21 protein-coding genes are annotated in these 23,674 nt (G+C 67.2%); 18 read left to right on the top strand and 3 right to left on the bottom strand.

Going from position 1 to position 23,674, the window contains the following annotated elements; genetic code table 11:
- Positions 1–94: 94 nt before the first annotated feature.
- The gene (locus QHF85_RS16075; protein ID WP_281328061.1) at positions 95–898 is read right to left on the bottom strand and encodes an SIMPL domain-containing protein; all 804 of its coding nucleotides are present in this window, start codon (positions 896–898) and stop codon (positions 95–97) included.
- A 477-nt stretch (positions 899–1,375) separates the two neighbouring features.
- Between QHF85_RS16075 and QHF85_RS16070 the strand changes: the two genes are divergently transcribed.
- Together QHF85_RS16070 and QHF85_RS16065 are read left to right on the top strand one after the other, a co-directional pair.
- Positions 1,376–2,494, top strand: coding sequence for a hypothetical protein (locus tag QHF85_RS16070; protein ID WP_281328060.1), 1,119 nt, complete (start codon positions 1,376–1,378; stop codon positions 2,492–2,494).
- A gap of 86 nt (positions 2,495–2,580) precedes the next feature.
- Positions 2,581–2,886, top strand: a complete 306-nt coding sequence (locus tag QHF85_RS16065) for an NHLP leader peptide family RiPP precursor (protein WP_281328059.1) — start codon at positions 2,581–2,583, stop codon at positions 2,884–2,886.
- A 360-nt stretch (positions 2,887–3,246) separates the two neighbouring features.
- On the opposite strand, the gene QHF85_RS16060 is transcribed toward QHF85_RS16065, so the two are convergent.
- Together QHF85_RS16060 and QHF85_RS16055 are read right to left on the bottom strand one after the other, a co-directional pair.
- Positions 3,247–5,025 (bottom strand): S53 family peptidase, encoded by a 1,779-nt coding sequence (locus QHF85_RS16060; RefSeq protein WP_281328058.1) that lies wholly within the window; start codon positions 5,023–5,025, stop codon positions 3,247–3,249.
- Positions 5,022–6,812: an NAD(P)/FAD-dependent oxidoreductase gene (locus tag QHF85_RS16055; RefSeq protein ID WP_281328057.1), complete on the bottom strand. Its 1,791-nt coding sequence runs from the start codon at positions 6,810–6,812 to the stop codon at positions 5,022–5,024. Before QHF85_RS16055 ends, QHF85_RS16060 begins: the two co-directional genes overlap by 4 nt.
- A 96-nt stretch (positions 6,813–6,908) precedes the next feature.
- Between QHF85_RS16055 and QHF85_RS16050 the strand changes: the two genes are divergently transcribed.
- From QHF85_RS16050 to QHF85_RS15975, 16 genes are all read left to right on the top strand, one after another.
- A complete protein-coding gene (locus QHF85_RS16050) occupies positions 6,909–7,742 on the top strand; it encodes an iron-containing redox enzyme family protein (protein WP_281328056.1) in 834 nt (277 codons plus the stop codon).
- A 55-nt stretch (positions 7,743–7,797) separates the two neighbouring features.
- Complete coding sequence (locus QHF85_RS16045; protein WP_281328055.1) at positions 7,798–8,502, top strand: aspartyl/asparaginyl beta-hydroxylase domain-containing protein; 705 nt, start codon at positions 7,798–7,800, stop codon at positions 8,500–8,502.
- Positions 8,503–8,767: 265 nt separating this feature from the next.
- Positions 8,768–9,421 carry a cytochrome c3 family protein gene (locus QHF85_RS16040; protein ID WP_136932717.1) on the top strand — a complete coding sequence of 218 codons (654 nt, stop codon included), beginning with the start codon at positions 8,768–8,770 and terminating at the stop codon, positions 9,419–9,421.
- Positions 9,418–12,402 (top strand): TAT-variant-translocated molybdopterin oxidoreductase, encoded by a 2,985-nt coding sequence (locus QHF85_RS16035; protein WP_281328054.1) that lies wholly within the window; start codon positions 9,418–9,420, stop codon positions 12,400–12,402. Before QHF85_RS16040 ends, QHF85_RS16035 begins: the two co-directional genes overlap by 4 nt.
- Entirely contained in the window at positions 12,399–13,910 is a 1,512-nt protein-coding gene (nrfD, locus tag QHF85_RS16030) for an NrfD/PsrC family molybdoenzyme membrane anchor subunit (RefSeq protein ID WP_281328053.1), read from the top strand. The genes QHF85_RS16035 and nrfD overlap by 4 nt, the downstream gene beginning before the upstream one ends.
- Complete coding sequence (locus QHF85_RS16025; RefSeq protein WP_281328052.1) at positions 13,903–14,469, top strand: DUF3341 domain-containing protein; 567 nt, start codon at positions 13,903–13,905, stop codon at positions 14,467–14,469. The genes nrfD and QHF85_RS16025 overlap by 8 nt, the downstream gene beginning before the upstream one ends.
- Positions 14,466–15,077 (top strand): cytochrome c, encoded by a 612-nt coding sequence (locus QHF85_RS16020; RefSeq protein WP_281328051.1) that lies wholly within the window; start codon positions 14,466–14,468, stop codon positions 15,075–15,077. The genes QHF85_RS16025 and QHF85_RS16020 overlap by 4 nt, the downstream gene beginning before the upstream one ends.
- Positions 15,074–16,309 carry a hypothetical protein gene (locus QHF85_RS16015; RefSeq protein WP_281328050.1) on the top strand — a complete coding sequence of 412 codons (1,236 nt, stop codon included), beginning with the start codon at positions 15,074–15,076 and terminating at the stop codon, positions 16,307–16,309. The genes QHF85_RS16020 and QHF85_RS16015 overlap by 4 nt, the downstream gene beginning before the upstream one ends.
- Positions 16,306–16,971: a hypothetical protein gene (locus QHF85_RS16010; protein WP_281328049.1), complete on the top strand. Its 666-nt coding sequence runs from the start codon at positions 16,306–16,308 to the stop codon at positions 16,969–16,971. Before QHF85_RS16015 ends, QHF85_RS16010 begins: the two co-directional genes overlap by 4 nt.
- The gene (locus QHF85_RS16005) at positions 16,971–17,825 is read left to right on the top strand and encodes an SCO family protein (protein WP_281328120.1); all 855 of its coding nucleotides are present in this window, start codon (positions 16,971–16,973) and stop codon (positions 17,823–17,825) included. The genes QHF85_RS16010 and QHF85_RS16005 overlap by 1 nt, the downstream gene beginning before the upstream one ends.
- Positions 17,826–17,827: 2 nt before the next feature.
- Positions 17,828–18,778 carry a cytochrome c oxidase subunit II gene (coxB, locus tag QHF85_RS16000; RefSeq protein ID WP_281328048.1) on the top strand — a complete coding sequence of 317 codons (951 nt, stop codon included), beginning with the start codon at positions 17,828–17,830 and terminating at the stop codon, positions 18,776–18,778.
- 17 nt (positions 18,779–18,795) lie between these two features.
- The gene (gene ctaD / locus QHF85_RS15995) at positions 18,796–20,433 is read left to right on the top strand and encodes a cytochrome c oxidase subunit I (RefSeq protein ID WP_281328047.1); all 1,638 of its coding nucleotides are present in this window, start codon (positions 18,796–18,798) and stop codon (positions 20,431–20,433) included.
- The gene (locus tag QHF85_RS15990; RefSeq protein ID WP_281328046.1) at positions 20,433–21,113 is read left to right on the top strand and encodes a cytochrome c oxidase subunit 3 family protein; all 681 of its coding nucleotides are present in this window, start codon (positions 20,433–20,435) and stop codon (positions 21,111–21,113) included. The genes ctaD and QHF85_RS15990 overlap by 1 nt, the downstream gene beginning before the upstream one ends.
- A 20-nt stretch (positions 21,114–21,133) precedes the next feature.
- Positions 21,134–21,640 (top strand): cytochrome C oxidase subunit IV family protein, encoded by a 507-nt coding sequence (locus QHF85_RS15985; protein WP_281328045.1) that lies wholly within the window; start codon positions 21,134–21,136, stop codon positions 21,638–21,640.
- Between the two features lie 124 nt (positions 21,641–21,764).
- Positions 21,765–23,123, top strand: coding sequence for an ATP-binding protein (locus tag QHF85_RS15980; RefSeq protein ID WP_281328044.1), 1,359 nt, complete (start codon positions 21,765–21,767; stop codon positions 23,121–23,123).
- Positions 23,124–23,125: 2 nt separating this feature from the next.
- Positions 23,126–23,674 carry a DNA-binding response regulator gene (locus QHF85_RS15975; RefSeq protein ID WP_281328043.1) on the top strand — a complete coding sequence of 183 codons (549 nt, stop codon included), beginning with the start codon at positions 23,126–23,128 and terminating at the stop codon, positions 23,672–23,674.

Here is a 23,674-nt window from a genome sequence, read left to right as displayed (position 1 = left end):
GGTCCGGGTGCAGGGGCGGACAGCCCCTGCTGGGGCCTGGGGCAACGCCCCAGCGAAGCGCCTCCCAGAGGAGACCCATGCTCAGGTCCTTGGCCTACTCCGTGAACTCGAAGCTCACCGTCACCTGCGCGGTCACCCGGATCTCCCCGGGCTCGACCGGGAATTCGACCGTGCCCGCCTCCATCGCGCCGCTGTACAAGGCTTGCTGGGCATAATCGATGGATGTCGCGACCTCCGTCGAGAGCGTCCGGTGCGCGCGCAGCTCGATGCTCGCCGCGCCGGCCATCACCTTTGCATTCTCCTCCGCGTCGCGCACCGCTGCCGCGAGCGCGAGCCGGTGCGCCTCCCGCGGCTTGCTCAGGAAGAAGTCGATCCCGCCGACGACATTGGCGCCCGCGCCGAGCGCGCTATCGAGGATCCGCGGACCCTGGACACGCAGCACCTCGCGCCCGACGCCCCGCAGCGCGACCGAGAGCGTGCTATCCGCCTGATAGCCGATGATCCGCGGCTCCGTGCTCTCCCCGACCTCCGGCTGGCGCTCCGGAATCGGCGTCACCGTGATTTCCGCGGTCCGGACCTGCAAATCCTGAATCCGCAGTTCCTCCAGCGCCTGCATCACGGCGCGAGTCTTCCTCGCGGCCTCCGCGCGCGCCTCGGCCAGCGTCTCGGCCCGAGCCCGGATGGAAATGCTCGTGCGCAGCGAATCGGGCATCACCATCACCTCCCCGAGCCCCACGACGGTCACGGTCTGGGCCGCGGCGACGGTCACGGTCACGGCCTGGTCCTCGGTGTCCTCCTCCGCATTCGCCTGAGCCGCGGACGCGTCCGCGAACGCATTCGCGGAGACGACGGACATCATGCAGGTCGCGAGCAAGGCGAAGAGTTTCGTCGTTTTCATTGTGGTCCCTCCCTTTCGGGGGGAATCTAAGGCGGAGGGGCCCGACGCGGAGGGCGCCGGGAGCCTTTTTCGAACGCAAAGCGGGGGCGCAGGCCCGCATTCGCGGCTCCAACCGTTCGATCCCCGGCGCGTCACCGTCTCGCGCGCGTCTCCAACCGTTCGATCCGCCGCGCGTCATCGTTGCTTGTGACCCTCGGAACGTTCGATCCGTCGCGCGTCACCGTCTCGCGCGCGTCTCCAACCGTTCGATCCGCCGCGCGTCACCGTTGCTTGTGAACCTCAGAACGTTCGATCCCCCGCGCGTCACCGTCTCCCGCAGTTCCCCAAACGTTCGATCCCCCGCGCGCAACCCTCTCCCACGACCGTTCGGCCGTTCGAACACCCCCGCGCATCCAAAACCCGTCCAGGGCAGGGGACCACGACCCCACCCGCGCCCCCTTCTCGGTTTGTCGCGATCCGGCTAGGCTCCGCCGCGCAATGTTCGACGAAGACAAGCTGCGCGCCTTCGGCCGCCTCGTGGTCAAGCTCCAGCAGCGCGAGGACCTCACCCGCGACGAAGTGCGCGAAGCCTACCGCCAGATCTGGCGCAACGAGCAGCCCGAGCTCCACCAAGGCGCCTTCATCGCCGCCCTCCGCGCAAAAGGCGAGTCCCAAGCCGAGCTCACAGGCGTCGTCGAAGCCTTCCAAGACGAGTGGCGTCTCTGGTTCCCCCACGTCGTCCGCTCCCCCGAACCCCCCCTCAGCATCGCCGGCGTCGGCATGGACACCCTGAAGACCATCAACGTCTCCAGCGGCGCCGCCGTCCTCGCCGCCGCCTGCGGCCTCTACGTCCACAAACCCGGCGCCCCCGCCCTCACCGGCGTCAGCGGCGCCGCCGACATGTTCGCCCACTGGGGCGTCGACCTCGACGCCCCAGGCGAAGCCCAAGTCAAGAGCACCGAATCCTGCCGCCTCGGCTTCACCTCCGTCGTCGGCCGCGCCTTCATGACGAGCGGCTTCGCCCGCGTGATCAGCCAAATCCGCATCGGTACCTCCTTCCACATCGGAGGCCCCCTCGTGAGGCACGTCGGCGAACGCCACAAGATCGCCGGCGTCCCCGAGCCCCGTCTCGTCCGCATCGTCTGCGAAGTGATGCGAGACCTCGGCTACGAACGCGCCCTCGTCCCCTGCGCCGAATCCACCGCACACCCCGGCCGCTACCTCGACGAGCTCGGAAACGTCGGCCCCACCCACATCGCCGAGCTGCTCCCCACCGGCGAAATCCGCGAGTACACGATCCGCCCCGAAGACGCAGGCCTCCGCGAAGCCCCCTTCGAAGCCATCGCCTCCCGCGGGACCGCCGAAGAAAACGCCCGCGTCCTCGCCCAAGCCCTCGCCGGCAAACTCGAAGGCCCCATCGTCGACGTGCTGCTCCTGAACGCCGCCGCGAGCCTGAAGCTGATGGGCAAAGTCGACTCCCTCCCCACAGGCGTCGATCAAGCACGAAAAGCCATCCAAGAAGGCCGCGCGATCGCCCAACTCCGCGCCCTGATCGAGTCCCAAAACCCCGATCCCACCCAAGGTCGCGCCAAGCTCGAAACTTTGCTCACAGACTGAAAGTCGTCGGAACCACGTGACGAGCCACCCGTCGGTGGCTATCCTCGGCGCATTGCGTCGTCCGCCGTGAACGGGGAAGATTTCCGATGACGAACAAGACCACCTACACAAAGCACATCGAGATGTCGGCCGACGAGATGGCAAACCTCGCCGTCTGGGATCGCGCCGTCCTCCGCGCTTGGCAGGACCCCGAGTTCCGCCAAAAACTCATCGACGACCCGAACGCCGTCCTCACCGAGCTCGGCTTCAAAATCCCCCCCGGCGTCCGCTTCGTCGTCGCAGAAAACACCCACGACCGCCGCCACATCGTCTTGCCGTCTGCTCCTGCAGGCGATGTGTCCGTGCTGCCGCTCGATACGTCGCCGCTGCACGACTACGACCCCGGGTTCTAGGCTGCGAGCGGCGTAGCGCCGGGGTTTCACCCCGGACCCCAGCAGGGGGCTGTCCGCCCCCTGCACCCCGGACCAAGCGCGGCCTGGACCGGGGGCGTAGAAACCGCGCTCCGCGCGGTTTCTACGACGGCCTGTGGCAAGACCACAAGCGGGCTCGCCAGCTGAGACAGCGGCGCCGCCCCACCCTCCAGCAGACACGTCAGCGCTGCGGTTTGACCGGCAAGGTCGCTCCTGGTCTTGCCACGGGCCCGGTGCAAAAACCGCGCATCGCGCGGTTTTTGCACCAAAGGTCCAGGGCTGGCCCTGGTCCGGGTCCAGGGGTGGACAACCCCTGGTCGGGTCTGGGGTGAAACCCCAGCGCTACGGCTTCCTGCCTCGCCGCGTGACGAGCTCGATGAGACGCGTCACGTTGGGCACACCGAGCCCTGTGGCTGGGTCCCACCCAGGCGCGGCGGAGTACCCCGAGAGTCTGTGGATCACGGCTTTGCCGTGGGCGTTGAGGACGTTCATGGCGACGTCGGTGCTGCCTTCGGAGATTTCGCGGAAGGGGGCGGGGGTCTCCTTGCGGAGGGCGTAGAGCATCGGGTTGATGAAGCCGACCCGGCCGAGACCGGCTGCGCGGCGGGCTTGGTTCATGAGGGCTACGATCGCGGCCCAGATCGGGGCGGCCACGCTTGTGCCGCCTGCGTAGTCGACCCATTGGCCGCATGCGACGGCTTGGTAGCCTTGCATCGTGAGGGGCTGGTTGGGTGCGCGTTGGACGGCGGAGCCTGAGGCCATGAGTGCGACGTCGGGGAAGCCTCGGCCGTAGGGCACGACGGCGGGCTCGCCTTCGCCGCGTGCGTACCAGCCTTTCATTGCGTCGGTTTGCCATTTCGGGACGGGCACCTCGCGGCTGAAGCCGCCGCTCGATGCGAGCCTTACGAAGTGGAGCACCCGGCCGAGCCCGGGCGGGGGTGGGCCGCTCCAGGCGATCTCTGTGAGGGGCGCGCGGCCTGTGATCATGGTTCCGCCGACGGAGAGAACGCGCTCTTCCACGGCGGGGAAGACGCCGTGGGGCCAGGGGGCGTCTCCGACGTACCTCCCGTCTTTGATCGTGCGTGGCACGCCGTCGAAGGCGCCCCAGTCGCCGGCTGCGCTGATCACGGTGACGCCGATGGCCGCGGCTTGGTCGAGTAGGCCGCTCACGACGCGCCTGCCGTGCACGCGGTAGTAGCTGCGCTCGGGTGTGATCCAGCTCGTCGAGACGATCGTCGGTGTGTTCTCGCGGTCGCCGATCACTTTGAGCAGAAACGTCACCCATGGGTCTGCGATCACCATCGGGTCGACGAAGTACACGAGGATCCGCGCGCCTGGCGCCATCGCGCCTACCCACTCCACCGTCATCGCGACTTCGAGCGTGTAGAGCTTGTTTGCGCTCGTCACCTTCGAGGGCCGTGATCCCACGTGGTACGTCTTGATCTCTGCTGGGTGCGGGATCCCGTGGGCGTCCCAGAAGGCGTGGAGATCGCTCTCTTCGAGGGCGCCGCCGAGCATGAGCAGCGCGATCGTCTCGCCCGACCCGTCGAGCTCGCTCATGGGCGGGAAGCGGTAGATCTCGCGCACGTCTGCGGGGGTCAGGCCGAAGCCTGGCTCGGGGCGGCTCTCGCGCGCGCCTTCGAGCGTGGGGAACTGCATCGGGTGCTCGGAGCCTGCGTCGGCGACCATCGTGCTGCGCGCGCGGTTGCCGCTCTGCCGGACCTTCACGGACTGCACGTACCGCGCGATCTGCCGCGGGATCGGCCATTCCATCGGCGTGAGCGCGCGCTCGTCCTTCTCCTTGTCGTCGAGCCAGCGCCGGCACTCCGCGCCGAACGTGCGCCCCACGGCCTCCTTCGTGGTCTTCACGAAGATCGTTTGTCCCGACACGCTGCGCACGTCCATGTGCGGCATGCCGTGCTCTTCGAGCCATTCGAGCACGGCGCGGCGCTCGTCCGAGGGGAGCGCCACGAACTTGCGCAGCTCCTCGCGTTCGAGGTGCCGCGCGCGTTTGTGATCGTCCGGGTGGCTCGCCGCCTCTGCTGCGCGCCGGATCGACTCGCGATCGTGCTCGTGCAGGACGAAGACGAGGGTCAGCTCGTCGCTCGCGTAAGCGTTCAAGCCGTGGCTCCCGGCGCGAGCTTTACAAAACCTTTTTTCGCGGCTGCGCGCACGACGGAGAGCGTCGCGGCGCGGATCGCCTCGGGCGAGGCGTATCCTTCGGGCAGGAGCTGCGGCGCCTCGGCGAGCAGGGACGCGACCTCGTGGTGGCGCCTCATCGCCTCGACGACCGGGCCGAGTGCGGGCGCGATCTTGCTCGGCGCTGCGTGCGTGCGATGCGTGAAGTCCGCGTCGTCGCTCACGAGATCGTAGAAGACGTCGAGCTGGCCCGTCGGCTTGCCTTCGCTCGCCATGGGCTCGGTGCGCAGCGCCAGCCGGAAGGGCGCGAGGTGCTCGATCGCGTGCTTCGGCAGCGCATCGGGCGGCGGCAAACCGTCCTCGTAGAAGACGTTGTACACGTCGCCCTCGAGGCCCGTGATGCCTGCGACGAGCGGGATCACCGTGTCGTCCGTGACGGCGCGGAGCGTCGGGAAGAAGCCGGCGCTCGCCATCGTGAAGGCCTGCCGATCGTCGACCGCGAGCTTGCCCGAGGCGTTCACGAGCCGCTGCGCCTCCCACCACCACGAGGGCGCGGCCTTGTTGTTGCCGTAGAAGTAGCGCGCGAGCCGCAGGAACGATCCTGCCTCGCCGCGGATGTAGTCGGCGTACGCGCGCCAGAGCGCGTCCTCGGGCAGATCCTTGCGCGCACGCGCCGTGCGGTACGTGTACGCCGCGCGATGGCCGCTCTGCATCGCGAGCGTCACGCCCGACGAGAGGATCGGATCCACGAAGATCGCCGCGTCTCCGGCCGTGGCCCAGCCCGGGCCGACCGGGCTCTTCGCCCATGACGACCAGTCGCGGGTCACCGAGATCCGCTTGCCTCCGCCGATGAAATCGTCGCGGAGCGTCGCCTTGGAGAGCAGGCCCCGCACCTCGTCGCAGCCCTGGATCGTCTCGTGGTAAAACGACTCGGGATCCTGGTTTTGCAGCGCGTCCTTGAAGTGCGTCGTGTTCGTCACGACGCCGACGCTGATGAGGTCCTGCGCGACGGGGATGTACCAGATCCAGCCCTTGTCGACCGAGCAGATGAACACGTTCGTCCGATCGCGCGTGCCCCGGTAGAGGATCTTCCACTCGGCGCCGGACCAGTAGCCGTAGACCGCGTAGTTGTTCATGTGCGGATCGAAGATGCGGCCCCCCGGCGTGAAGCGCGTGCCTTGTCCGCTCGCGTCGAGCACGAACGAGGTCTCGATCGTGCCCTCGCGGCCCTGATCGTCCTCCCAGTCGACGCCCGTGACGCGGCCGCTTCCGTCCTTGTGGATGGTTCGTCCGCGCGTCCCTTCGCGCACGTCGGCGCCGAAATCACGCGCGCGGTTCATGATCATGTGGTCGAACTCGGCGCGCCGCACGTTGAAGGCGTTGAACGTCTCGTCGCGCTCCTCGGGGCGGCGCAGCAGCTTCGAAAAATCCTGGCCGAGCACGTTCAGCACCTCGGCGCCGTCGTGGACCCGTACGTCGCCGAGCTTCAGGTAGTCGGCGTCCCAGGGCTTTCGATCGCGGCCCCACACGAACGTGATGCCCATCTTGCGGATGAACCCGGCGCGGCCGAGATCGTCGTAGATCCCGAGATCGCGGAGCACAGGGTTCAGCGCGGGGATGAGGGACTCGCCGATGTGGTAGCGCGGGAAGCGCGCCTTCTCGAGGACCGTGACCGAGAGGTTCGGCTCGTACTTTTTGAGGGTGGCGGCGAAGGTGCTGCCTGCAGGACCTCCGCCGAGGACGACCACGTCGCGACGCTCGATGCCCATGATTCGGCCTCGATTATCATGCGGCGCGCGCGCCTGGAAGCTTCGCGCCCGATGCGGTATCCGTGGGCCCCGAGGGCCGGGGAGGAGTCGCCAGTCGTGCAGGGTTCCGACATCACGTGGGCGCGGATCGCGGAGGGGAAGATCGTGGTCGCGACGAGCGCGCGGGCTTTCCTGCACGAGGAAACGTCGGCGTTCGGAGGCCCGTTCTCGGTGCCGCCGGAGGGCCCGGTGACCCTCGCGGCGACGCGGAACCTGCTCGACGGCGCGGTGGGCGTCGCGCAACGCGAAGGGGCCGCGCCGCCGCGGCGAGAGCTCACGCTCACGGGCTGGATCCACCGTCTCGCGGGGTACTTTCACACGACCCACGCGACGCCGCGGCTCATGATCGAGGCCGCGGCGCGCTTCGAAGCGGAGGGGCGCGCGGCGCTCGCGGCGTGGGCGCACGAGAAGTCGCGCGACGAGCAGGGGCACGATGCGCTCGCGCTGCGAGATCTCGCGTCGCTCGGCTACGACGCCCGCGCGCTCGTCGCCGCGCACGTGCCGGAAACCGCGGCGGCGCTCGTCGATTTCTTCACGTCGCTCGTGCGCGGCCCCGGAGATCCCGCGCGGTGCGTGGGGTACGCGTTCGCGCTCGAGCGCCTCGCCGCGACACGGAGCGCGGCCGAGGTGCGCGCCGTTTCGGCTGTGCTGCCGAGCGGCGTCGACGCCACGCGATGCCTGCGCGTGCACAGCGCGGCCGGCACCGACGCCGATCACGTCGACGACATCGTCACGCTCGCCTCCGGCCTCTCGCACGACGAACGCGAGGCGATCGCGAGGGCGGCTTACGAGACCACCCGGATCGGGAGAGTTGCGCGCGGGAACGCATCGCGCAGCGACGACGATCTCTCCGTGATGTTCGAGCCGTTTCGCGTCACGCTCGGAACTTGACACGGGAGGCCCGCGTCGGCTGCGATGCTCGGCCTCTCGACAGGAGAGAGAGCGGATGTACCAGAGGCGTCACGTCCCGAGCCCGCGCGCGCTTCCGAAGACCTATCGTTTCCTGCGGCTTCCGCTCGCGATCGACGTCGCGCCGATCGTCGCCGAGATCGAGGCGGCGGACATCACGTGGCTGCCGAGCCAGTGGAAGTGGCACCTCGGCACGTCGTTCTGCATCCTGCGCGGCGGCGAGGAGCGCGGCTGGCCCGGCAGTCGACTCACGAGCGGCGGCGGCATCGACGCCCCGGCGCTCGCCGGCCTCCCGCGCCTGCGCGAGCTCCTCGACACGGCCTTTCCTGCGCGCCCCGTCTCCGCGTGGCTCGGCTTGAGCCCGCCCGATTCGCGCATCCATCTGCACGTCGACAACACGCCTCACTGGGACGAGCACCACCGCTTCCACGTCCCGCTGATCACGACGCCCGCCGCGCGTCTCTGCGTCGCGGGCCGCTTCCTGCATCTGCCCGCGGGCTCTGTGTGGGCCTTCAACAACAGCGTGCCGCACGGCGCGGAAAACCTCGGCCCGCCGCGCATTCACCTCATGGTGGATCTGCCGCCTGTGCCGCACGTCGAGGCCCTCGTCGCCGCGGGCACGCCTGAAGAAGGCGCGAAAGATCCCGAGGCGATCGCGCGTTTGTCGCGGGATCCGATGGAGTCGATCCCCGAGGCGATGCAGTCGGACGCGTATCTGCTCTGGCGACTCGCGCAGCAGTAGCCGTCGTGGGGGCAGGGGAGGGGGGCCCGCGTACCTCGCGCCCCGCCGAACCCGGGCTCGACGAACCCGAAACGTGTCCCTACGGAACCTTCTTCTGTGGCCGAAATGCCCCTAGTTGTGGCCTGACGAACCGTTCGTCGGACCGTAAGGGAGGGGGCGCGGCAAGTTGCCGCAGCCGTGCGGCGCTTTGCCATCTTGCCCTCGTCGGCTGGGGACGGCAAAACCCGCCCGCGTCGTCGGGAATTCCCGATGATCGAGCGTCCACATGGCGAGATACCTATTCCCAAAGTGGTCCAACCGGGTGCTGCCGATGGTGGCCGCCTTCGTACTTGCTCCGCTTGGCACCGCGGCTGCCGGCGGCCTTTGGTACTACGGTACCAACAAGCACGTCGAAGTCGGCTACACGCCCACGCAACCCGTGGATTACAGCCACAAGCTGCATGCCGGCGATCTCGGCATCGACTGCCGTTACTGTCACACGGCCGTCGACAAGAGCGCCCAAGCGTCCGTCCCTCCCACCGAGACGTGCATGAACTGCCACTCGAAGGTGAAGACGGATAGTCAAAAGCTCCTTCCCGTGAGGGAGAGCTTCGCCACGGGGAACCCCATCCCCTGGGTGCGCGTCCACAACCTGGCCGACTACGCGTACTTCAACCACCAGGCCCACGCGACCGCAGGAGTGGCTTGTCAGAGCTGCCACGGCCGCGTCGACCAGATGATCAAGGTGAGTCAAGCGCAGCCCCTCTCCATGGGCTGGTGCCTCGACTGCCATCGGAACCCGGAGCCGAACCTCCGAGATCCGAAGGACATCACCAAGATGGTCGACGAGACCGTGCCGGCGAGCGTCGCGAACCTCGCGGCCCCGCCCTCGCAGCGCAAGGTCTCGCCTCCCGTTCATTGCTCGGGGTGCCACCGATGAAGCGAGCTCCGTATCCCATCGAGCCGGATACGTCCGGAAAGAACTACTGGCGGAGCGTCGACGAGCTCGAGAAGTCGCCGTCGTTCGCAGAGGACCTCAAGCGCGAGTTCCCGGAGGGCGCCGCAGAGCCTCCGCAAGGGACGAGCCGCCGGGACTTCCTCACGATCATGGGCGCTTCGATGGCCCTCGGCGGACTCGCGGCGTGCCGCAGGCCCGAAGAGGTCATCGTCCCCTACACGCGCGCGCCCGAGGAAGTGATCCCCGGCAAGCCCCTCTTCTTCTCGACCGCGATGCCGATCCTCGGCACCGCGATCGGCCTCGTCGTCGAGACGCACGAGGGCCGGCCGACGAAGATCGAGGGCAACCCGCGGCACCCCGAGAGCCTCGGCGCGACGAACTCGTTCGTGCAGGCGACGGTGCTCGACCTCTACGACCCCGACCGCAGCCAGAGCCCGCAAGAGAAGGGCCAGGCGCGGACGTGGGACGACGCGAGCTCGTTCCTGCGCAAGCTCGGCGACGATGCGAAGAAGAAGAACGGCAAGGGCCTCGCGGTCCTCGTCGAGGATCATCGCTCGCCCACGCTTGCGGCGCAGCTCGACGCGCTCCTCAAGCTGATGCCCGACGCGCGCGTCGTGCGTTACGACGCGTTCGGCCGTGACGTCCAGGAGGAGGGCGCGCGCATCGCCTTCGGCAAGGCGCTCGTGCCCGTCTACGACATCGGCGAGGCCGACGTCGTCGTCTCGCTCGATGGGGATTTCCTGCTGAACGAAGGCAGCGTCGTGAAGAACGTGCGCGCCTTCGCGGCGCGGCGAGACCCGGACCGCAAGGACAAACCGATGAACCGGTTCTACGCGATCGAGAGCACCTTCTCGGTCACGGGGACGAGCGCGGATCATCGGCTGCGCCTTTCGAGCCACAAGATCCCGGCGCTCGCCTACGCGCTCGCGCAGGAGATCGCCACGGCCGCGAAGGTGGAGCTGCCGGCGGACATCACGTCCGCGCTCGGCGGCGCGCCTGCGCTCGATCCGCAGGCCGCGAAGCTCGTGAAGGCGATCGCGGGCGACATCGCCAAGCGCAACGGCGCGGTCGCGATCGTCGTGGGTCGCAAGCAGCCCGCGGCCGTGCACGCGCTCGTTCACGCGGTGCACCGCGCGATCGGCGCGGTCGGCAAGACCGTGAAGCTGGTCAAGCCGCTCGACGAGGTGAAGGGCGGCCCGGCGGAGATCGCGGCGCTCGCGAAGGACCTCCAGGCGGGCACGGTCGACACGCTCCTCGTGCTCGGCGGCAACCCCGTCTTCAACGCGCCGGCGGACGTGCGCGGCGCCATCGCCAAGGCGAAGACGCTGATCCACGTGGGCACGCACGTCGACGAGACGGGCGCGGCCGCGACGTGGCACCTGAACCGCGCGCACACGCTGGAGAGCTGGAGCGACGTCCGGTCCGAAGACGGCACGGGCTCGATCATCCAGCCGCTCATCGCGCCGATGTACGGCGGCAAGACGGACGCGGAGATCCTCGAGATCTTCCTCGGCGGCACGCGCAAGGGCTACGACCTCGTTCGTGCGAGCTGGCTCGGCGCGCAGTCGCTCGTCGTCGACTTCGAGCGTGACTTCCGGCGCGCGCTGCACGACGGCGTCTGGAAGGACAGCGCGTTCCCGGCCGAGACGGCGGATCTCGACGCGGCGAAGGTCGGCGCGGCGATCAAGGCGCAGAAGGCCGTGGCGCCGAAGGGCGACCTCGAGATCGTCTTCGACCCGGATCCGCACACGTGGGACGGCCGCTACGCGAACAACGGCTGGCTCCAGGAGATGCCGGATCCGATGGCAAAGCTCACCTGGGGCAACGTCGCGTCCCTCTCGCCCAAGACGGCGAAGGGGCTCGGCGTGGTCGACGGGGATCTGGTCACGGTGGGCGCGAACGGGACGACGGTGACGTTGCCCGCGCTCGTGGCGCCGGGCCTCGCGGACGGGACGATCCTCGTCACCGTCGGCCAAGGCCGGAGCGTCGTGGGTCGGGTCGGCAAGAACATCGGCGTCGATACGGGGGCGCTGCGCGCGAGCGCGGCCTTCCACATCGCCGACGGCGCGTCGATCACGAAGGCGGGCGGCTCGACGAAGCTCTCGCGGACGCAGGAGCACTTCCTCACGGAAGGCCGGCCGCTCGTGCTCGAGGCGTCGTTCGCCAAGTACCAGGAGAACCCGCAGGTCGTCCCGCCGCCGAAGAAGTACCTGAGCCTCTTCGAGGAGCGGAAGTACGACAAGGGTCACGCCTGGGGCATGACGATCGACCTCGCGGCGTGCGTCGGCTGCAACGCTTGCAGCATCGCCTGCCAGGCGGAGAACAACATCCCGATCGTCGGCGCCGAGGGCGTGCAGAGGTCGCGCGAGATGCACTGGATGCGCATGGATCGGTACTTCGAGGGCGACCTCGAGAACCCGACCAGCGTCTCGCAGCCGATGATGTGCGTGCACTGCGAAAACGCGCCGTGCGAAGAGGTCTGCCCGGTCGCGGCGACGACGCACAGCCCCGAGGGGCTGAACGAGATGACGTACAACCGGTGCATCGGCACCAAGTACTGCGCGAACAACTGCCCCTTCAAGGTGCGTCGGTTCAACTACCACGACTACACGAAGGACACGATCGAGCAGCACAAGATGCAGATGAACCCCGACGTCACGGTGCGAAGCCGAGGCGTCATGGAGAAGTGCACGTACTGCGTGCAGCGCATCAATCGCGCGAAGATCTCCGCGAAGGCGGAAGGGCGCGATCGTCTCCACGACGGCGAGGTCGTGACGGCGTGCCAGGCAGCTTGCCCGGCGCAGGCCATCCACTTCGGCGATCTCAACGACAAGCAGAGCGAGGTGGCCAAGCGCGCCGCCGGGCCGCGCGGATACAAGCTCCTCGAGGAGCTCAACATCCGCCCGCGCACGTCGTACCTCGCCAAGATCAAGAACCCCAACCCTGAGCTGGAGGGGGCATGACCACCGCCGCCCTGCAAGAAGACACGCCCGGCAAGCGTGCTCCACTCGTCCTCGGCCACCGCGATTTCAACGCGGTGACCGAGACGGTCGCGGGGATCGTCGAGAAAAAGACGACCCCGTCGTGGCTGGTTCTCTTGGGCCTCGCGTTGAGCGTCCTGCTCATCCTGCTCGGCTCGCTCGGTAAGCTCGTCGCGGAAGGCCTCGGTATCTGGGGTCTGAACAACACGGTCTTCTGGGCCTGGGACATCACCGGCTTCGTCTTCTGGATCGGTATCGGCCACGCCGGCACGCTGATCAGCGCCATCCTCTTCCTGTTCCGGCAGAAGTGGCGCACCAGCATCAACCGCGCGGCGGAGGCGATGACGATCTTCGCCGTCATGTCGGCGGCGATCTACCCGGTGTTCCACGTCGGTCGCGTGTGGTTCGCGTATTGGCTCTTCCCGATACCGAACCAGATGAGCATGTGGCCGAACTTCAAGAGCCCGCTGCTCTGGGACGTGTTCGCGATCTCGACGTACGCGACGGTCTCGATCCTGTTCTGGTACGTCGGCCTCGTGCCGGACCTCGCGACGCTGCGTGATCGCGCGAAGACGAAGGTCCGCTCGATCGTGCTCGGCATCTTTTCGCTCGGCTGGCGCGGCTCGCACCGGAACTGGCTGAACTACGAGAAGACCTACCTCATCCTGGCCGGTCTCTCGACGCCGCTCGTTCTCTCGGTGCACACGATCGTTTCGTTCGACTTCGCCGTCTCGATCATGCCGGGCTGGCACACGACGATCTTCCCGCCGTACTTCGTCGCCGGCGCCATCTTCAGCGGCTTCGCGATGGTCGTGTCGCTGATGGTGCTCGCGCGCAAGGCGTACGGTCTCGAGGGCCTGATCACCATCAAGCACCTCGAGAACATGAACAAGATCATCCTCCTCACGGGGACGATGGTCGGTTACGCCTACGCGATCGAGTACTTCATCGCCTGGTACGGCGGCAACGAGTACGAGCGCTTCGCGTTCATCAACCGCGCGTTCGGTCCGTACAAGTGGGCGTACTGGACCATGTGGAGCTGCAACGTCTTCTCGCCGCAGCTCTTCTGGTTCAAGCGCATCCGGACCAGCATCCCGGCGATGTTCGTGATCTCGATCTTCGTGAACATCGGTATGTGGTTCGAGCGCTTCGTCATCATCGTGACGAGCCTCCACCGCGACTACATCCCCTCGAGCTGGACGTACTTCCGGCCGAGCCTCTTCGACATCTCGACGTTCCTCGGGTCGTTCGGTCTGTTCTTCACGCTGTTCCTCCTCTTCCTCCGGTTCATGCCGGCGGTGGCCATCAGCGAGGTCAAGGGCGTGATGCCGCAGGCGGATCCGCACGCGGGTCACGGCGACGACCACGGCCACGACGCGCACGACGACCACCACGAGGAGGCGAGCGCGAAGGCCGAGGAGGACGAGGGCGACGAGGGCGAGGAGGCGTCGGACGACGCGGAGAAGGACGAGGAGGAGTCCCGTGGATAAGGCTCATCGTCACGAAGAGCTCGAGGAAGAGGCGGCCAAGCCGTTCGGCCTCATGGGCTACTTCCTCACGCCCGGCGAGCTGATGCACGCCTGTGAGAAGCTGAAGAACGCGGGGTACAAGGACTTCGACGCGCAGACGCCGTTCCCCGTGCACGGCCTGGAGAAGGCGATGGGGCTGCCCCCGTCGAAGATGCCCTGGATCGTGCTGATGGCCGGCGCGACGGGCCTTGCCAGCGCGATCGCGCTGACGTGGTTCGTCTCCGTCGACTACCCGCTCGTCATCAGCGGCAAGCCGTCGTTCTCGTACCAGGCGTACATCCCGATCATGTTCGAGCTCACCGTGCTCTTCTCGGCGTTCGGTGCGTTCTTCGGCTTGTGGGGCATGAACCGCCTGCCGATGTTCTACCACCCGTCGATGAAGCACCCGTCCTTCCCGCGGGCGACGGACGACGCGTTCTTCGTCACCGTCGAGGCGAAGGACCCCAAATACGACGCGTCGAAGACGAGGAAGCTCCTCGAGGAGCTCGGCGCGCGCGAGATCGTGGAGGTCACGGAATGAGGCCCGCCGCATTCCTGCTGTTCGCGCTGGCCCTCGCGGGCTGCCGCGGCGGCAAAGGCGAGGAACCGCCGGTCCATGTCTTCGGAGACATGGACTGGCAGCCCAAGTACCAGTGGGGTGAGGCGAGCCCGTTCTTCGAGGACGGCCGCGCGATGCGGCCGATCGTCGACGGGACGGTGCCGGTTGGCCACCTGGACGAGGACGACGCGTATTACCGCGGCAAGGACGCGAAGGGCGAGTTCATCGCCCGCGTCCCGACCGAGGTGGACGAGAAGCTCGTTCGTCGTGGCCAGGAGCGCTTCAACATCTACTGCGCGCCCTGCCACGACATGACGGGCAGCGGCCGCGGGATGGTGGTGCAGCGCGGGTTCCCCCCGCCGGTCGAGCTCTCGTCGGATCGTGTCCGCGCCATGCCGGACGGGCAGGTCTTCGACACCATCACGCACGGCGTCCGCAACATGCCGTCGTATCGCAAGCAGATCCCGGTGGCCGACCGGTGGGCCATCGTCACGTGGGTGAGGGTGCTCGGCAAGAGCCAGCATGCCTCGGTCGACGACGTGCCTGCCGACAAGCGCAGCGCGATCGAGCCGGAAGGAGACGCGCAATGAGCCAGGCGGCGGCGATGACCGCAGGTCGGGCCACGGGCGGCAAGGCGAAGGCCGAAGACGCCCGGAAGCTCCCGAAAGACGTGGGCGACACGCTCACGAAGGCGGGCATGGGGCTCGCGGTCGTGGGTGTGCTGGCGGCGGGCGCCGGGTATGCGATGGACGCGAAGCGATTCGCGGCTTCGTATCTGATCGGCTTCCTGTTCGTCGCGACGATCGCCCTCGGCGGTCTGTTCTTCGTGCTGGTGCAGCACCTCGCGCGCGCGGGCTGGTCGGTGGCGGCGCGGCGGCAGATGGAGTGGCTCGCGAGCCTTCTGCCTGCGGTCGCGGTCCTCTCGATTCCGATCTTCGTCTGGGCGCACGACCTCTACCACCACTGGATGGGGCCGCAGGCGGCGACGGATCCGCTCCTCCAGAAGAAGGCGGGGTACCTGAACCCCTCGTTCTTCTACGGCCGGTCGGCGTTCTACGTCATCGTGTGGGTGGCCCTCGGGCTCTACTTCACGCGCAAGAGCAGCGCGCAGGACGAGAGCGGGGACGCCAAGCTCACCGAGAAGATGCAGGCGGCGAGCGCGCCGGCGATGATCCTCTTCGCCCTGACGACGACGTTCGCGGCGTTCGACTGGGTGATGAGCCTCGACCCGCACTGGTACTCGACCATCTTCGGCGTGTACGTGTTCGCGGGCTGTGCGACGAGCTCGCTCTCGGTGCTCGCGCTGATCACGGTGCAGCTCCAGCAGCGCGGCTACTTCAAGAAGGTCAGCACGATCGAGCACCGGCACGACATCGGCAAGCTGCTCTTCGGGTTCATCGTCTTCTTCGCGTACATCGGCTTCTCGCAGTTCCTGCTGATCTGGTACGCCGACATCCCCGAGGAGACGGTGTGGTACCACCACCGCTGGGACGACGCGGGCTGGGCGAAGGTGAGCCTCGCGATCTTCTTCGGCCACTTCCTGATCCCCTTCTTGCTCCTGCTCTCGCGGCACGCGAAGCGGAATGCGCTGGGGCTCTCGGTCGGCGCCGTGATCATGCTGGTCATGCACTACGTCGACCTCTACTGGCTCGTCATGCCGACGTTCGACCACCACTTCCACTTCAGCGTGGTGGACATCTGCGGCTTGCTCGGACCGCTCGGCATCGCGGCGTTCCTGGTCGCGCGGAAAGCTGCGCAGGGACCGCTCTACCCGCTCCGTGATCCTCGGCTCGCCGAGACCGTGAAGGTGGACAATCCATGAGCAAGAAGAAGAAGAAGAACCAGGGCCGCGCGGAGGCCGCTACCGAGGAGACCTCGAAGGTGACCTCGGGCGACGATGAGTCCACCTCCGAGGAGCGCGAGGACGGCGCCGAGGCCAGCGCGCACGACGAGGAGCACGACGCTCACGGCGACGCGCACGAGGGTGGTCACGGGCACGGCGGGCATGACCCGGTCGAGGACGACAGGCCGCGCAACGGCCTCATCGCGCTCATCACGGTCATCACCTGCGTGGTCGTGGTGGTCCTCTGCGTCGCGGTGCGCGAGATCTTCAACTACTACGTGGATCGCGAGCTCCACGACAAGGTCCTCTCGTTGCAAGCGAGCGACCTCCGGGCTCTTCGCACGTCCGAGCAGCAGAAGCTCACGCACTACCAGTGGGTGAGCAAGAAGGACGGCGTCGTGCGGATCCCGACGGATCGCGCGGTCGAATTGACGATCGCGGCGTATCGGCAGCCGCCCATGGCCCCGCCTCTGAAGGAGGAGCCGGCCCCCGCGCCCCAGCAGGACAAGCCCGAGGAGAAGAAGGGCGAGGACAAGGGCGAGGAGAAGAAGGACGGCGCCAAGCTCGAGGAGAAGGGCGACAAGAAGGGCGAATCCACGGACAAGAAGCCCGAGGACAAGCCCAAGGAGCCCAAGAAGTGATGGTTCGTCCGGGCCGCTTCCTTATGTTCGTCGCTGCCGCGCTCACGGCGGCCGTGGTCACGCTTGCGCCTGTTTCATCGGCGTTCGCGGGGGATCCGGCGCTGCCGAAGGAGCTCGAGGGCGTGGACATCGAGGAGCGACCCGGCGCCGTCCTTCCGGCGGACGCGAAGCTCCGCGATCAGCAGGGGCGCGACGTCACGCTGGGCAACTACCTCGACGGCGAGCACCCGGTGATCCTGGTGCTCGCGTATTACGAGTGCCCGATGCTCTGCTCGCTGGTCGTGAACGGCCTGCTGCAGGGCATGAAGGGCCTCGTCTGGACGGCGGGCAAGGAGTACCGCGTCGTCGTCGTCAGCATCGATCCGCGCGATACCCCCGAGACGGCCCGCAAGAAGCGCGACTCGTACGTCGGCGTGTATGGCCGGCCCGTGGCGGATCGGGGATGGGATTTCCTCGTGGGAGAGGAGGCCCAGGCGCGTCGGGTGGCCGACGCGGTGGGCTTCCGGTACCGCTGGGAAGAGGCGACGCAGCAGTACGCCCACGCGGCGGGTGTCTTCGTGTTCACGCCCGATGGCAAGCTCTCGCGGACGCTGTACGGGCTCAATTACAGCGCGAAGGACCTCGAGCTATCGTTGCTCGAGGCGTCGCAGGGCAAGCTCGCGTCCGCGTGGGGTCGCGTGCTCCTGTTCTGCTTTCATTACGATCCCGCAGAAAACAAGTACGTCCTCGCGACGAGGCGTCTGATGAAGGCGGGCGGCGCGTTCACCGTGCTGGGCCTCGGAGGCATGCTCTTCGGGTTCTGGCGGCGTGAGCGTCGTCGCGCGTCGAAGTCGGCGGATGGAGCTCTGGCATGAGGTTGGATCCGATCGAACTCGGCTCGTTCTGGATGCCGAAACAGTCTTCGACGATCGCAGAGGAAATCGATACTGCGTACTACATCGTCTACTGGCTGGATGTCGTGATGTTCGTGCTCCTGATGGGTGCGCTCGCGTACTTCATGTACAAGTACAAGCGACGCGGCCCGAAGGACAAGCTCAGCGACGTCACCCACAGCACGACGCTCGAGATTTCCTGGACCATCATCCCGTCGATCCTCGTGATCGCCCTCTTCTTCGTGGGCCTCAAGGGCTGGATGAAGGCGATGGTCGCGCCGGGCAATGCGCTCGAGATCCGCACGACGGCGGAGATGTACATGTGGACGTTCACGTACCCGAACGGGAACGTGAGCGTGAACGAGCTCGTGGTGCCCAAGGGTCAGCCCGTGAAGCTCATCATGAGCTCCAAGGACGTCCTCCACAGCTTCTTCGTGCCCGAGTTCCGCGTGAAGCAGGACGTCGTCCCGGGCACGTACACGACGGTCTGGTTCGAGGCCACGGAGAACCGCGATACCATCCTGTTCTGCACGGAGTATTGCGGCGTCGGCCACTCGGACATGATGGCCAAGGTCCTGGTGCTCGATAAACCCGAGTACGACCAGTGGCAGGAGACGGGCCTCAAGCCCGGCGAGAAGCCGCTCCCGCCCGCGGAGCTCGGCAAGAAGCTCTACGCGACGCGTAGCTGCAACACGTGCCATTCGCTCGATGGGTCCCGCATCCAGGGCCCCACGTTCAAGGGCGTCTTCGGCCGGACGGAGCAGATCGCGGACGGATCGTCGATCAAGGTCGACGAGAACTACATCCGCGAGAGCTTGCTCGAGCCGAACAAGAAGGTGGTCCAGGGGTATCCGGCAGTCATGCCGACCTACAAGGGCCTGCTCAAAGAAACGGACATCGACGCGATCATCGCGTACCTGAAGACGGTCCAGTAGGAATCGGAGGCTCGATCATGGCAAACACGGCTACGGTCGACGAACTCGGGCACTCGCCCGAGGTTCAAGGCAAAAACTACCTGAACCAAACTGCTGGCGTCTGGTCCTGGCTGACGACGGTCGACCACAAGCGCATCGGCATCATGTACCTGGTGACGGTGCTCGTCGGCTTCGGCCTCGGCGGCATCTTCGCCCTTCTGGTCCGTCTCGAGCTCCTGACGGCGAAGAAGACCATCATGGACGCCACGCAGTACAACCAGGCGTTCACGCTGCACGGCGCAGCGATGGTGTTCCTCTTCATCATCCCGTCGATCCCGGCGTCGCTCGGCAACTTCTTCCTGCCGCTGATGATCGGCGCGAAGGACGTGGCCTTCCCCAAGCTCAACTTGTTGAGCTTGTACCTGTTCTGGATCGGCGCGGTCTTCATGCTCGCGGCGATCGTGACGGGTGGCGTGGATACGGGCTGGACCTTCTACGTGCCCTACGCCTCCGGCGTGTCGACGACGTCGGTCATCTCGGCGACGTTCGGCGTGTTCGTGATGGGGTTCTCGAGCATCCTGACGGGGCTCAACTTCATCGTGACGCTGCACAAGCTCCGGGCCCCGGGGATGAGCTGGTACCGCATGCCGCTCTTCCTCTGGTCGCTCTACGCGACCAGCATCATCCAGGTGCTCGCGACGCCGGTCCTCGGCATCACGCTGCTCCTGCTCATCTTCGAGCGCGCGTTCCACATCGGGATCTTCGATCCGACGCTCGGCGGTGACCCCGTCCTCTTCCAGCACTTCTTCTGGTTCTACAGCCACCCGGCCGTCTACATCATGATCCTGCCGGGCATGGGCGTGGCGACGGAGATCCTCACGACGCACTCGAAGCGCCGGGTCTTCGGGTACAAGGCGATCGCGTTCTCCAGCGTGGCCATCGCCCTCGTGTCGTTCCTCGTGTGGGGCCACCACATGTTCGTCTCGGGGCAGAGCGAGCTCTCCTCGGCGATCTTCTCCTTCCTCACGTTCTTCGTGGCCATCCCGAGCGGGGTGAAGATGTTCAACTGGCTCGGCACGCTCTGGGGCGGGTCGATCAAGTTCACGGTTCCGATGCTCTACGGCATCGCGTTCCTCTTCCTCTTCGGGATCGGCGGCCTGACGGGCCTCTTCCTCGGCACGCTGAGCGTCGACCTGCACCTGCACGACACGTACTTCGTCGTCGCCCACTTCCACTACGTGATGATGGGCAGCACGGCGATCGCGTTCTTCGGCGGCCTCCACCACTGGTGGCCCAAGATGACGGGCAAGATGTACGACGAGAAGCTGGCGCGCGTGGGCTTCGCCCTCACGTTCATCGGCTTCAACTGGACGTTCTTCACCCAGTTCATCCTCGGCACGCGTGGCATGCCGCGCCGCTACTACAACTACCTCGACCAGTTCCAGCCGCTGCACGCGTTCTCGACGTACGGCTCGTGGGTCCTGGGCACGGGCTTCCTCATCACGTTCATCTGCCTCGCGCGCTCGCTCAAGAGCGGCGCGCCCGCGCCGGCGAACCCGTGGGACAGCACGACGCTCGAGTGGCAGACGCAGTCGCCGCCGATCACGGAGAACTTCGAGAAGGCCCCCATCGTGACGCTGGACGCGTACGAGCGTCCCGCTGAGGAGACTGCTTGATGAGCGCGAAAGCCGAGGCTTTGGGCGGCGCTGGGGAGAGCAAGCTCTCCCCCCAGTTCCACGTCGCCCACCACTTCGACAAGGCAGACACCCAGTTCGACGCAGGTCGAATGGGCGTGTGGCTCTTCTTGGTGACGGAGATCCTGCTGTTCGGCGGCTTGTTCTGCGCCTTCGCCATCTTCCGTAGCAAGTACTTCCCGTCGTTCGTCGAGGCGCACCACCACCTCGACCGCGTGATGGGCGGCATCAACACCATCGTGCTGATCACCTCGAGCTTCACGATGGCGCTCGCGGTCCGCTCCGCGCAGAAGAACGAGACCAAGAAGACGACGCTCCTGCTCGCGATCACCCTCGCGTGCGCGGCGATGTTCCTCGTGGTCAAGTACTTCGAGTACAGCCACAAGATCCACGACGGGCTCCTGCCCGGCGGTAACTTCACGGCGGCGGACTTCGCCTCGGGTCACCCGGGCATCTTCTTCGCCATCTACTTCATGATGACCGGGATCCACGGCGTTCACGTGGTCATCGGCATGGGCCTCATCCTCTGGATCCTCCTCCGGAACCAGAAGAGCGAGTTCTCCAGCCGTTACTACGCGCCCGTCGAGAACGTGGGCCTTTACTGGCACCTCGTCGACCTCGTCTGGATCTTCCTCTTCCCGCTCCTTTACCTGGTCGGCTGATCCCCGGAGCAGAGCGCACCATGAGCACTTCGCACGCAGAGCACGACCACGAGCACGGACACGGAAGCACGAACGGCGATCACGTTCCGCACGTGCTGCCGTTCAAGGTCTACATCGGCACGTTCGCCACGCTGCTCTTCCTCACGGTCGTCACCGTGGCGGCGAGCTACGTGAACATCGGCCACACGGGCAACCTGATCGTCGCCCTCTTGATCGCCACGATCAAGGCGTCGGTCGTCGCGCTCATCTTCATGCACCTCAAGTGGGACCATAAGTTCCACGGGATCATCTTCGTCTCCGCGCTCCTCTTCCTCGCGGTCTTCATCGGCATCACGATGAGCGACACGGAGTTCCGCGGCGAAGCCGAGGCGATCGAGGCGAAGAACCCGGTCGATCTGAAGGACCCGTTCAAGGCCCAGCGCACCGGCGACATCGCGATCCCCAAGGAGATCGCGCCCGCTGCCGGTGGATCGGCCGCTCCGGCCGCCGGTTCGGCCGCGCCGGCCGCGGTCCCCGCCAAGCACTGAGTTTTTCCTTCCCCCTCTCGGGGGCTCGACGCTCCAGGCGAGCTCAGCCCCCGGCTTCTGCCATCCTCCCCTCCACCGCGAACTGCTCGACACCGGGTTCGGACTCGCCATAGTCTGGCGACCAATGTCGGCCCGTGTCTCCGTTCCCCCCATCGCCGTCGTCGAGCCTGCGACGGCGCGTGCGGCGGGTGGTGCGCCCTCCGGGGGACAATCGTCCGTCCGGGCCGTCCTTTCCAGCGCGGATCCGATCCCCGAGGGGACCGCGGCGCGGTGGCTGATCCAGCTCCGCTGGCTCGCGATCCTCGGCATGGGCGCGACGACGGCGACCGGAAAATGGTTCGTCCCGGAGCTCGCGGTCGTGCCGGTCTTCCTGATCCTCGGCTTGCTCGTGATCCTGAACGGGTCGTTCGCGCTCGTGCTCGGCCGCATCCTGCGGCATGAGCAGCGCATCGTCGCGGCGCAGATCGCGTTCGACGTGCTCGCCCTCGGCGCCGTGCTCTGGGTCACGGGAGGCACGGGAAACCCGTTTGCCGCGTTCCTCGTGTTTCAGATCGCCCTGGCGGGGCTCCTCAGCGGCGGGCGCGCCGTCCTCGCGATCGCGGGTCTGACCGTGGCCGTCGGCGCGCTCGTCTCGTTCGCCGATCCGCTGCCGCTCGCCTCGGCGCCGCTCGGCAAGGAGCGCGTCCATCATCTCGGCGCGTTCGTCTCGCTCGCATCCGTGGCGGGTTTCCTCGGCGTGTTCTTGTCCGTGTATGCGCGGAGGCTCGACGAGCTCCGGCAACGCGCGCTTCGGAACGACAAACTCGCGATGCTGGGCCGTGTGGTCGGCGGCATGTCGCATGAGCTCTCGACGCCGCTCGCCACGATCCTGCTCGCGGGGCGCGAGCTCTCGGAGCTCACGAAGGACGCCTCGCCCGACGCCGCCGAGCTCGCGCGTACGATCGCAGGCGAGGCGCAGCGGGCGAGCGACATCATCGGCCTCGTGCGTGGGTACATCCGGCCGGATCAGCGGCGCGAGGAGGTCGAGCTCGGAACGCTGGTCATGGAGATGGCGGGGCGCGAGCTCAAGCGGCTCGCATATCGTGGCGAGATCTCGATCGACGCCCCCGAGCCGGTGCACGTGACGGTCATGCCTGCGGGCCTCTTGCAGGTGCTGGTGAACGTCTTGACGAACGCGACCGAGGCGATGGTGCGGACGCCGAATCCGCGGATCGCGATTGCGGTGCGGGACGGCGGCGATCACGCCGAGATCGTGGTCGACGACAGCGGGCCGGGGTTTGCGCCGGAGATCCTCGCGCGGCTCGGCGAGCCGTTTCAGACGACGAAGGAGCGCGAGGGCGGGATGGGGCTTGGGCTTTATGTGAGCTCGGTGCTGCTCGATCGGATGAACGGCACGCTCAGCGTGGACAATGGGTCCGAGGGCGGGGCAAGGGTGACGATCCGGCTCGCGCGCCGTGTGGCGTCGCGTGACTCGGAGGTATGAGGATGCCTCGCAAAATCGAGACGGCGCTGCTCATCGACGACGACGACGCATTTCGCACGACGCTCCAGGGCGCGTTGCGGCGGCGCGGGGTGCAGGCGCGGACGGCGGCGACGGTGGAGGAGGGGCTCGTCTCGCTGGAGGACGCGCCGGTGGATCTCGTGGTCGTCGATTACCGCATGCCGCGCGTCGACGGCCTCACGGCGCTGCCGCGATTGCGAAGGCTTTGCCCGGAGGCGGCGATCGTGATGCTCACGGGATTCGGAGACATCCCGCTCGCCGTGGCGGCGGTGCGCGAGGGCGCGGACACGCTTTTGACGAAGCCGATCGACGCCGATCGTTTGTTGCGCGAGGGGACGACCCTCTTCGAGCGCCCGCGCGCGCCGTTTTCGGGGGCGCCGCCGTCGAGCCGGACGACGTACAAGCTCGACGAGCTCGAGCGCGACGCGATCAACGCCGCGCTCAAAGATTCGGGTGGGGTGATTGCGGTGGCGGCGAAGCTTCTGGGGATCGATCGCCGGACGCTCCAGCGGAAATTGAAAAAATCGTCCTGA

The sequence above is a fragment of the Polyangium sp. 6x1 genome, assembly GCF_029946515.1.
Lineage (GTDB): Bacteria > Myxococcota_A > Polyangia > Polyangiales > Polyangiaceae > Polyangium.
Note: the sequence above shows the minus strand (reverse complement) of the source record. Positions and strands in the feature narration are given on the sequence as shown.

Bases quoted from the DNA above. Each gene is read 5' to 3' on its own strand.
- QHF85_RS16070 (WP_281328060.1), top strand. From the start codon at position 1,376: ATGTTCGACGAAGACAAGCTGCGCGCCTTCGGCCGCCTCGTGGTCAAG.
- QHF85_RS15985 (WP_281328045.1), top strand. From the start codon at position 21,134: ATGAGCACTTCGCACGCAGAGCACGACCACGAGCACGGACACGGAAGC.
- QHF85_RS15975 (WP_281328043.1), top strand. From the start codon at position 23,126: ATGCCTCGCAAAATCGAGACGGCGCTGCTCATCGACGACGACGACGCA.
- QHF85_RS16035 (WP_281328054.1), top strand. From the start codon at position 9,418: ATGAAGCGAGCTCCGTATCCCATCGAGCCGGATACGTCCGGAAAGAAC.
- QHF85_RS16020 (WP_281328051.1), top strand. From the start codon at position 14,466: ATGAGGCCCGCCGCATTCCTGCTGTTCGCGCTGGCCCTCGCGGGCTGC.
- QHF85_RS16015 (WP_281328050.1), top strand. From the start codon at position 15,074: ATGAGCCAGGCGGCGGCGATGACCGCAGGTCGGGCCACGGGCGGCAAG.
- QHF85_RS16005 (WP_281328120.1), top strand. From the start codon at position 16,971: ATGGTTCGTCCGGGCCGCTTCCTTATGTTCGTCGCTGCCGCGCTCACG.
- nrfD (WP_281328053.1), top strand. From the start codon at position 12,399: ATGACCACCGCCGCCCTGCAAGAAGACACGCCCGGCAAGCGTGCTCCA.
- ctaD (WP_281328047.1), top strand. From the start codon at position 18,796: ATGGCAAACACGGCTACGGTCGACGAACTCGGGCACTCGCCCGAGGTT.
- QHF85_RS16075 (WP_281328061.1), bottom strand. From the start codon at position 898: ATGAAAACGACGAAACTCTTCGCCTTGCTCGCGACCTGCATGATGTCC.
- QHF85_RS16055 (WP_281328057.1), bottom strand. From the start codon at position 6,812: ATGGGCATCGAGCGTCGCGACGTGGTCGTCCTCGGCGGAGGTCCTGCA.
- QHF85_RS16065 (WP_281328059.1), top strand. From the start codon at position 2,581: ATGACGAACAAGACCACCTACACAAAGCACATCGAGATGTCGGCCGAC.
- QHF85_RS15990 (WP_281328046.1), top strand. From the start codon at position 20,433: ATGAGCGCGAAAGCCGAGGCTTTGGGCGGCGCTGGGGAGAGCAAGCTC.
- QHF85_RS16010 (WP_281328049.1), top strand. From the start codon at position 16,306: ATGAGCAAGAAGAAGAAGAAGAACCAGGGCCGCGCGGAGGCCGCTACC.
- QHF85_RS16045 (WP_281328055.1), top strand. From the start codon at position 7,798: ATGTACCAGAGGCGTCACGTCCCGAGCCCGCGCGCGCTTCCGAAGACC.
- QHF85_RS15980 (WP_281328044.1), top strand. From the start codon at position 21,765: ATGTCGGCCCGTGTCTCCGTTCCCCCCATCGCCGTCGTCGAGCCTGCG.
- QHF85_RS16040 (WP_136932717.1), top strand. From the start codon at position 8,768: ATGGCGAGATACCTATTCCCAAAGTGGTCCAACCGGGTGCTGCCGATG.